General features: G+C 53.1%; 7 protein-coding genes. 4 read left to right on the top strand and 3 right to left on the bottom strand.

Going from position 1 to position 9716, the window contains the following annotated elements; all coding sequences use genetic code 11:
- Window positions 1-75: 75 nt before the first annotated feature.
- Window positions 76-795 (bottom strand): ion channel, encoded by a 720-nt coding sequence (locus RDL66_RS06260; RefSeq protein WP_308535930.1) that lies wholly within the window; start codon window positions 793-795, stop codon window positions 76-78.
- Between the two features lie 154 nt (window positions 796-949).
- Here RDL66_RS06260 and RDL66_RS06265 point away from each other — a divergent pair, with 154 nt between their 5' ends.
- Window positions 950-2179, top strand: coding sequence for a polysaccharide deacetylase family protein (locus RDL66_RS06265; protein ID WP_308535932.1), 1230 nt, complete (start codon window positions 950-952; stop codon window positions 2177-2179).
- 117 nt (window positions 2180-2296) lie between these two features.
- Here RDL66_RS06265 and RDL66_RS06270 read toward each other — a convergent pair whose 3' ends face one another.
- Window positions 2297-4024, bottom strand: a complete 1728-nt coding sequence (locus RDL66_RS06270) for an ABC transporter ATP-binding protein (protein WP_308535934.1) — start codon at window positions 4022-4024, stop codon at window positions 2297-2299.
- A 6-nt stretch (window positions 4025-4030) separates the two neighbouring features.
- Window positions 4031-5767 (bottom strand): ATP-binding cassette domain-containing protein, encoded by a 1737-nt coding sequence (locus RDL66_RS06275; protein ID WP_308535936.1) that lies wholly within the window; start codon window positions 5765-5767, stop codon window positions 4031-4033.
- A 342-nt stretch (window positions 5768-6109) separates the two neighbouring features.
- Here RDL66_RS06275 and RDL66_RS06280 point away from each other — a divergent pair, with 342 nt between their 5' ends.
- From RDL66_RS06280 to RDL66_RS06290, 3 genes are read left to right on the top strand one after another with little or no spacing between them, the layout of a single operon-like run.
- A complete protein-coding gene (locus tag RDL66_RS06280) occupies window positions 6110-7132 on the top strand; it encodes an iron ABC transporter permease (protein ID WP_308535938.1) in 1023 nt (340 codons plus the stop codon).
- Between the two features lie 12 nt (window positions 7133-7144).
- Window positions 7145-8134: an ABC transporter substrate-binding protein gene (locus RDL66_RS06285; RefSeq protein ID WP_308535940.1), complete on the top strand. Its 990-nt coding sequence runs from the start codon at window positions 7145-7147 to the stop codon at window positions 8132-8134.
- Window positions 8135-8138: 4 nt separating this feature from the next.
- Window positions 8139-8912, top strand: coding sequence for an ABC transporter ATP-binding protein (locus RDL66_RS06290; RefSeq protein ID WP_308535942.1), 774 nt, complete (start codon window positions 8139-8141; stop codon window positions 8910-8912).
- Window positions 8913-9716 lie beyond the last annotated feature (804 nt).

Genomic DNA, 9716 nt, shown 5'->3' on the forward strand with positions numbered 1-9716 from the left:
ATGAACAGCTCCACCCTGCTCGGCTGACCGCCCGCGAAATTGGTTTCAACCAGCCTGATGAGCCTAGGCGAATTGTTACCGTTTCGACTGCACTAACAGCGTGAGTTCACTAATCTGTTGTTTCAGTTCGTTGATTTCAGCACTGGTGGCCGCCCGGTCTTGCTCATTTTTTTCATTCACCACGTCTACGACCCAAGAAGCTAAGGTCGCTGTCACGACACCAATAAGCGCCACCCCGCCTGTCATCAGGCATAACGCAACCACGCGGCCAGTGACGGAAATCGGATACAAGTCTCCGTAGCCTACTGTGGTAATCGTCTCGAAAGCCCACCAAATCGCCTGTGGAAAAGACGTAATCAGCGCATCCGAGACACCACGCTCCGCATCCAGCACAGCCAGCGCCGACACGAAAATCAGCAGTGCTGTGCTTGTCACCGAGTACAGGGCTATCTTGCCGCGAAAGGTCGAACCGGCCTTGCGACCGAGTACTTTCACGAAAGTTACGAGCCGCAGCAATCGCAGCGGCCGCAAGATTGGCAGCGCCACGATGAGCAAATCAAACAGGTGCGTGATGAACCACTTGAAACGCGGCTTCGCCAAGAAAAGCCGCACCACGTAATCAGCGACAAACGCGGCCCACACCACATTCATGATGAGCTCTGTAACGCTGGCGCCCCGGCCTTGTAGGTTACCGATAACTTCCCAGGCGTAGGCCCCCAAAAATAGGACCGCCAGAATCAACAGCGGCCAATCCGTGAAACGCTCCCATGTGTCCAACCTTTTAGATTCGCTCATAAGCCCATAATAATGCCGTTCACAAGGATGGTTCCGCGGTCTTTGGTGGGTAAAGGCGGCTGCTCAGGGGCCGAATTTCCCAAGGATTTAGCTGGATTAAGGGTTTATCAGGACATGATTCTTTGATAGAGTTTTGCTGGCGGGAGGTGGCTAAGTGAGCAGGAAATCGAAGATTTGGATTGCCAGTATCCTGGCAGTCATTTCCGTTGCCGCCGCAATCGGCGGAATCACCATGTACCTGGTCAACAAATGGGAAGTCATCATCACCCTGAAAGGCGACGCCACCAGAACTGTTGAATACGGCGACTCGTGGAAAGACCCGGGCGCCACCGCTTATGGGACCAGTACCCTATTCACCTTTACTCACGACGACCTCAAGCTGCACACCACCGGAAAAGTCGATACTTCCAAAGTCGGCACTTATGAAATCACTTATGCAGCGAAATACCGCGGAGTCGAGGGAAAAAAGACCCGCAAAGTGACGGTACGGGATTCTAAGCCGCCCGCCATCACCGTCGACGGCGGGGAACAGATTACCCTCCCCTACGGCCTACCCTGGCAGGACTCCTATTCCGCTACAGATAACGTGGACGGCGATTTGACCGCGAAAGTCCAGGTCGACGGCAAGGTTAACGTGAACGCAGCGGGGTCATATACGCTGCGCTACCAAGTCTCGGACTCCAGCGGAAACCAGGGCACAGCTACTCGCCAGGTCACCGTGATGCCGCCAGTTGCTCCCAACGCCGACCCGGCGGCAGGTTTGGACAAAGTTATCTATCTGACCTTCGATGATGGGCCTGGACCGGCGACGGCTCATCTGTTGGATATTTTGGCAGCCAAAGGGGTGAACGCGACGTTCTTTGTGACCAACACGATGGGGCACACGGACATGATTGGGCGCGCCTACCGAGAAGGGCACTCAATCGGGATTCACACCTATACCCACCAGTATTCCCAGATTTACGCCAGCGACGCCGCATACTGGGCGGACTTCGACCGCATGGCGCAGATAATTCGCGACCAGACCGGTCAGGACACCAAGCTGATGCGGTTCCCCGGGGGCAGCTCCAACACCGTGAGCCGCAGCTACTCGCCCGGAATCATGAGCCGGCTGACCAAGCTCATGGCCGTGAAAGGCTACACCTATTTTGACTGGAACGTGGACAGCGGAGACGCTTCGGGGCACACCAACGCCGCTTCGGTATTTCAAAATATTACCGCCGGAGTGCAGGGGAAATCGGTGTCAGTAGTCCTTTGCCACGACATCCACCCCACCACCGTCGACGCGATGCCCCAGGTCATCGACTGGGGCAAGCAAAACGGCTACACTTTCCTGCCGCTCGCCCCCGGCAGCTATCCCGCGCACCATCGGGTTGCGAACTAAGCTCGTTCGCGGCGTTCACAAGGGCGGTCGCGCGAGTTTACAAGGGAGGTTGCGGGGGTCACAAGGTCGGTTGCGGGTTCACCAGGGTGGTTACGCGGGTTTCCGGGAAAACCTTAGTTAGGTAATCTGTTGCCCCAAAAGCATTCTGTAAATTGGTTCACTCTTAAGCTGATTATGGGTTCCTTGCGCGACAACCCGACCATTGTCTAGAACGATGATGTAATCAGCGATGCGGATAGAAGCGAGACGATGTGCGATAACTATAGTCGTGCGGTCAGCCCTGGCATGTCTGATGTTGGCTGCAATAGATGCTTCCAGGAACGGATCAATGTTGGCTAACGGCTCATCGAGTATGAGCATGTCAGGGTGGCGGAGGAAAGCGCGGGCGATACCGATACGTTGACGTTCCCCCCCAGAGAGAGTGGTGCCTCGGTCGCCAATTCTTGCGCCCAGCCCACCTAACGCAGTGATTAGCTCACTAATGTCAGCTTCGCGTAGGGCTGCCCAAATATCCTCATCAGAGGCGTGGGGATTAGCTAGAGCTAGGTTGTCGCGGACAGTTCCCGCAAATATGTGGCAGTCTTGTGGAACCAGGGCGAGCCTTTCGCGATATTGGTTTGGTTGATAGGCGCGAAGGTTCTTTCCATCAAAACGCAACTCGCCTTGCTGCGGGTCAAGGTAGCGCATTGCGAGATTAGCGAGCGTAGTTTTTCCGGCTCCGGATTTACCGACGATGGCGATTGAGCGGCATGGAGTCGCCGTCAGACTCACTTTATGAATGACCGGAGTCTCATCCTGATACGCAAATTCCGCATCATCAATGACGAGGTGATTTGCTTCTGACTCATAAGTGGGGTGATTCGTTTCCGGCAGGGAAGGGACGGGATCCACCGCGTCCAGAATGACATTAATTCGACGGGCGCACGCGCTGATTTCCCCGACCCGTCCCAACATTCCCACCAGCGTTGTCGCTGGGGTGGGGATTAACCCTGCCAAAACTACCGATACTGGCAGCAAGGCTGAATCTATTTTCCCTACCAGCACCCATCCGGTCAGGACTACGAGCAGTATCGTCGAACCTATCGTGGTTACGGTGGTGGAAAAGGCTGATTCCCAAGACTTCCGCATCGTTTGGGAATTTTTCGTATCCTGCACTTGCCGCGTCAAGTCGAGGATAAATTCATTCTGTTTATCCACCATCCCTAAAGAACGTAACTCGCGCTGCCCTTGAATAGAATCCAGTACGGCTACGCGCAACTGCGCCAGTTGATTGCGCAGTCTTTTGCCTTGTCTACGCTGAATGGACATCAGAGCGAAAGGAAATGCAATCATGGCTGCGGTCACCACCAGCATTATCAGCCCCAGCGGACCAATCAAAGTCACCAGCACAGCAGTGAATAATGTAGGTGTGAAGATGGCGCAAATCGCGGTGGAAGCCGTGTGCGCGTAAAACCATTCCAGCTGTTCCGCGTCATTCATGGCTGCCGAGGCGACGTCACCCGTGCGCTTTCCCTGCAGCCCCAGGGGGGCGATGCGTTCGATGGCGTTATAAATATGTACCCGCAAAGTATGCAAAATCCGGTACGCCACTTCATGTGACCACCAAACCTCAAAAAGCGTACTCGCCGCATGTACCGCAACCAGGGTGAACATCACCACAAATAACAGGTGCAGGGGGGTCGTTGAGTTCAGTATGAATTCCGTCGAAATCCACACTGAACTAACTGCCACGCCCACTACGCTAATTTGTGCAAGTGCGGTCACGATGGTGGCAGCGATGAAAAGCGGGACGCACTCGTGCAACCGCTTCATCAGGACGAGGAAATCACTAAATACCGAGTTCATCGCAGGCTACTCTCCTAACTGCGCGCTAATCAATCGTGACCAGGCATTATCTTCCTGGGATAACGTCTGGGGATTGCCAGCGCAGAGCACTTGCCCATCACCCATCACAATGACATGGTCTGTTTGTTTCGCCGCATCAATCCGATGGGTGACGAGAATTAAAGTTAAGTCGGGATAGGCGCGACGGATATTTGCCAACACAGTTGTTTCTGTTTGGGTGTCGAGCCCGGAAGTTGATTCATCCAGCACCAACAGAGGACATTGGCGAATGAGAGCTCGGGCAATTGCCAGGCGCTGTTTTTGCCCTCCTGACAGGTTTTTAGCGTGTTCTTCGATATTGAGATTAAGGATGCTGGCGCCCTCCCGTTCCACATCGTAATCGGGATGCAAGTTTGTGGCACAAGCCAGGTCGAGTGCCGTCATCATCTCGGTTTCGTTTGCCGTTGGGTTAGCTTCGGAGAGGATTGACCTTACCGTGCCGGGGAAAATAATGGGGTCTTGTGGAACCAAAGTTACCGTGCGGGCAATGTCTAAACCATCTGCCGGAACTCCTCCAATGGTGATAGTGCCACTATCGGGACGGTCGAACCCCATCAATAACCCTAGTGCGGTGGACTTTCCGGCACCCGATAGCCCTACCAATGCGGTGGTTTTTCCCGGAGGGGCAGCGAACGTGACTTTCACAAGTGCCGGTTTTGTGGCGCCCCGATACGTGTAAGAGGTGTTAGTAAAGGCGACGGCGCTACTTTCCGGGACGGTTTGGTCAGTGTGAACTTTGACGGGCTGGGCTGAGGTTTGGTCAAATAGCTCACTCATAGCGGGCAGGGCGGAAATTCCAAAAAAAGCCTCATGCCAACACGAAGATAATGCGGTAAATGGACGAAACAGCTCAATGGATAACAACGTAATCACAAACAGGCTACTGATTGGCATCGCTTCTAAGCGAATCAAAGAGATTGCTATCGCCAGCCCGAGGGCAGGACCGAGCACTTTCATCATTCCGGACAGACCTGTCTCTCCCAACGAGAGTCGCAGCTGACCCATGGTTGTCTTCAACAGCTGACTCGATTGCTTCTCTAATTGTTCGCCATGATTTTTCGCTGCCCCGAATGATTTCAAAGTACGCATTCCCATCATGGCATCGACGAAATCAGCATTGAGATTTTCGTATGCTATCCAATGCGATTGCCCACGGTCAGCCAAGGCTTTATCCCACAGCCGTGGAATAGCGACGATAGCAATCCCGCAAGCTAACAGTACTCCCGCAATTACAGGGCTAATGCTGGCTATAGCTCCAGTTAGCGCTAGAGCAGTTATCGTCGTGACTGCTAATTGGGCGAAATATTTAACAAAATAGGGTTCTATCGCCTCAACCCCGTCGGTGAGCACGGACTGGATTTGCCCCGAACGCCCCATCCCGCCCTGCATCGGACCGCGCGCATCAAGTTCCTTTAACAGAGCCTGGCGTAATCGACTTTTTACCACCAAACCGGCGCGATTTTGCAAAAGCTGACCTGAGACTTCTAGCATCGGCCGAATTATCAAGAGGATTGCGATAGCAATAATTAATCCCACAATGGTGGGGATACATCGGGTATCAAGAAGCTCATTGAACAACGTCGCGTTGCAAATCGCTGTTGAAATATATATTGCGGAAACCAGGACTCCGACCAAGACGGCAGGGGCCAGTAGCCACACGGACACTCCTGCGGCGCGCATCACTAAACGTTGCTTGGTAAACACGATTACCTATCTCTCTCCAACTCTAACGATTCCGAGCGTGTCCATTACGCTTCTACTTCCATCAACCCAACCTTACCTTTAAGTATTACTTAGGTTATGCTAACCTTAGTGTAACTCATGCAGTTTCTCCTAGACCTCGAGAGACACCACAACGTTTAGAACCAGAGGAGGTTCGGTGGGAAAACCGTTTTCACACCACGCGAGGACAGACCTATTGCCCATCTCACTATCGTTTGGACGTAAAGCGCATGTAATCCCCCCGGCACCATCTGTTAGCAGTGTGATTTGCGATGTTGACCAATCGCAAGCATTGCCCATAAATTCGAAGGATACCCACGCAATATGTTGACGAAACACAGGCAACGTCTGATTTTGGGGATTGCTCTGATACTCGCCTTGGTCTGCTCCATCGTAGTTGCGGTCATCGTAGGTGCCACCGATGTTTCCTTATCCGCCGCGCTGGAAGGCATCAATGCTACGCTCACGGGACGCGCCACGAACGATGTTGATACTCAAATTATCGGACAAGTGAGGTTTCCCCGAGCGGTTCTCGGTGCAATCGTTGGCGCCGGGTTGGGTACCTGCGGCGTAATCACCCAGTCATTGCTGCGTAATCCCCTCGGGGATCCCTACATTCTGGGTATTTCCTCGGGGGCTTCCACCGGTGCGGCAACTGTGATTGTATTCGGAGCGTCAAGCACCATCCTCTCCGCACTGGGAATAACCATCGGTGCTTTCTTGGGAGCGCTAATCTCTATCTTCCTGGTGACTCTGCTGGCTTCTGCCGGGGGGAGAATCACTCCTACCCGCATCATATTTGCCGGTATGGCGGTGACATATTTCTTTTCTGCGGCAACCAGCCTCATCACTCTCATGGCTAAGACTGCCGCGGGAACCAAATCCGTCATGTTTTGGACTTTAGGATCACTTTCTAACGCGAGCTGGCATGACGTCGCTCTCGCCGGCATTGTGGTAGCGGCTGCAATAACTAGTTTTATGATTTGGGGCAGACGAGTCGACATCCTCAATTTGGGAGACGACGCGGCAATCTCGCTGGGGACCAGTCCACGAATTTACCGAAACCTGTTGTTTCTCATAGTGGCCCTGAGTATCGCTGTATTAGTCTCACTGACCGGCGCAATCGGGTTCGTCGGACTTGTGGTTCCCCATGTCGCTAAACAACTTGTCGGCTCCCCCACCCGGGCGGCGTTACCAATCGCAGCCCTCTGCGGTGCGTTACTCGTAGTCATTGCAGACACCTGTACCCGCATCGTAATTCGCCCTGCTGAAATACCTATCGGAATTCTGACCGCGCTGGTGGGAACCCCGATGCTGATGGCTTTAATCAAAAAATACTCAAAATAGAAAGGAATATCCATGAATAAAACACAAATCGTTGGTGGCGCACTCGGCGTATGCCTTGCTGCCAGCATGATGGCAGGCTGCTCGGGAGCTCATCACTCCGCCAGCGGTAGCTCTGACGATTCTATAACCATCAAAAATTGTGGTGTTGAAACAACTTTTAAGACTCACCCGCAGAAAGTTGTCTCGATGGGTGTGACCGGTCTCGCCTACCTGTATGCTGCCGGGGCAGAGAAATCCATCATTGGTCGGGCTAATGAGTGGGGTGAGGAACCTCCGGCGTGGATTGGAAAGAAAGCCGACCAGAGTAAAGTGCTGTCTACGGAATCAATCTCCCTGGAAGGACTTATGAAGCTAAAGCCAGATTTGGCTTACGGTGGCGGATTCAGCTCCGAAAACACTGCTCCGAAATCCGTAACAGAAAAGGGAATCCCTGCCGTCGTGGACGCGAGCGAGTGCTCCTATTTCTATCCAGATCAGAAAGATGACGAGTCGTTCGACACCATCTTGGGTGAAATTACCCAGCTCGGGAAAATCATGGGAACTTCCGAAAAAGCTGATGCAACAGTTTCTGAACTCAAATCAAAACTGGCGCAAATTAGCTCAGAGAAAATTGGTGACGGTCGCAAGGTTTCCTACGCCTACTACTACGGCGAAGACGCTGACCTATTCAGCTACGGCGATAAAGGAGTCATGGGAGAAATCAATAAGACACTTGATTTAACTACTGCCATCGACCCAAACTATCACCCGCACCAAGGTCCAATCGCGCCTGAGGCATTTGTTAAATCCGATCCCGATGTCATCATCTTGCTCACGGGTATGGGTGGCGCCACCAAAGAAAGTTCGCTGGCGCGATTGGAAAAGATTCCCGGCTTCAAAGACATGAAAGCCGTCAAAAATGGCAACATAATCTACGCCGAATCAGCAGTCGCATATGCCTCACCCACGGCAATCTATGGAACGTTCGAACTGGCTGACCAGTTGAAAAAACTAGAGAAGTAAACAGATGAATGATTCTCCCCTCAAGATAGAAAATGCGAGCGTTCGCTTCGGCGAGAAGCTCATACTCAAGCAAGTGTCCTTTGACGTCCCGCCCGGACAAATCTTGGGCATTGCGGGACCTAATGGTTCCGGAAAAACTACCCTGATGAGGACCATGTTTGCAGCGCAAAAGCTATCTGAGGGGAGAATCGTCCTCAATGGTCAGGACCTGGACAAGCTCCGCCCCGGTCAAGTCGCCAGGCGTATCGCGGTCGTCTCCCAGTTCGAGCCTGACATGGAAAGAACTCGCGTCATCGACGTAGTGTTACTCGGTCGCGCCCCACATCTTCGTGATGTGCAGGGCTATTGCGCGGCTGACCAGGAGATTGCACAGGAGGCGCTCAGTGCGGTCGGCATGAATTACGCACCAGACCGTTACATAGACACGCTTTCCGGCGGGGAACGCCAACGCGTGCTTATCGCGCGCGCACTCGCTCAACAGTGCAAATGCATCCTCTTAGATGAACCCACCAACCATCTGGATGTGAAATACCAGCACCAAATTTTGAGCATCATTAAAACCGTCAGCGATACTGCGGTCATCATCTTGCACGACCTCAATCTCGTCGCTCGATACTGCGACCAGGCAATTATCATCAAAGACGGTCAGCTTTACACCAAAGGCGCTCCCAAAGAAATCCTCACCCCCGAACTCATTCATGAAGTCTATGGAGTCACCGCGACCGAGGTCGACGAGGAAGGCACCAAACAGTTCACGTTCAAGCCTTGCCTGGGATAAATCCAGACAGAAACGGTAGGTAACAGCGCTGCTGGGCGCGAGGATTGCGCAGACAGGCGGGGGCTTAAAAACGAACCACGCGCGAGGCTGTTGCGCAAATCACGTGCGGGGCTTGATGAGTACCGAGAGCTAATCCAAAGTCTTCCAAAAGCTACCCTCCCACGAGGTGGATGTTTCCCTGACCACAAATTTACTGTTCTCTTACGGACTGAAAGTACGCGAAGTCAGCGAATCCTATGCGGTGGTGATGCAGTCGTGACAGCTCATGATGGGCTAAATGGCATCGTCGGCTATCGCAATTGCGCGACTATCGAGTTAGGAAATGACTGACACGGACTCCCTTTCTCTAGGCCTCGCGGTAAGCTCGCTCGATAAGCGGTTGAGCTTTCACGAAATCCGCAGTGTCGGCGATGGTGAGCTCGACGTTGCCAGTCCCCCAGTGCCCAATCTCGCTCACATCCCGGGAAAATCCCTGCTCGAACTTCATGGGAGAGGTTTCAAGGTCAAGTTTGAGGAACACGCGCAGGCGCGTGGTTTGTAACTCTACGCACATAAAGTTCTTAATCAACTTAAAAGCGGTGTAGAGCTTGAGTACGTTCTCGCTCACATCGTCGCCGAGACTGAGCGCAAAATCGCGAATCGAGTCATACAGCGTTCGTAGTCCCGGCGTCGCGGCATCATATAGTTCGGTGAAGGTTTTATCATGACCCCCGCGATGTGCAGTAACAGCAGAATCGGTCTCAGCGGGAATGGGGTCGGCAACGTTTTCATTTACATGCTCAGATCGGAAGAGCACACGTCTGA

This window comes from uncultured Mobiluncus sp., from assembly GCF_902488535.1.
Classification (GTDB): Bacteria; Actinomycetota; Actinomycetes; order Actinomycetales; family Actinomycetaceae; genus Mobiluncus.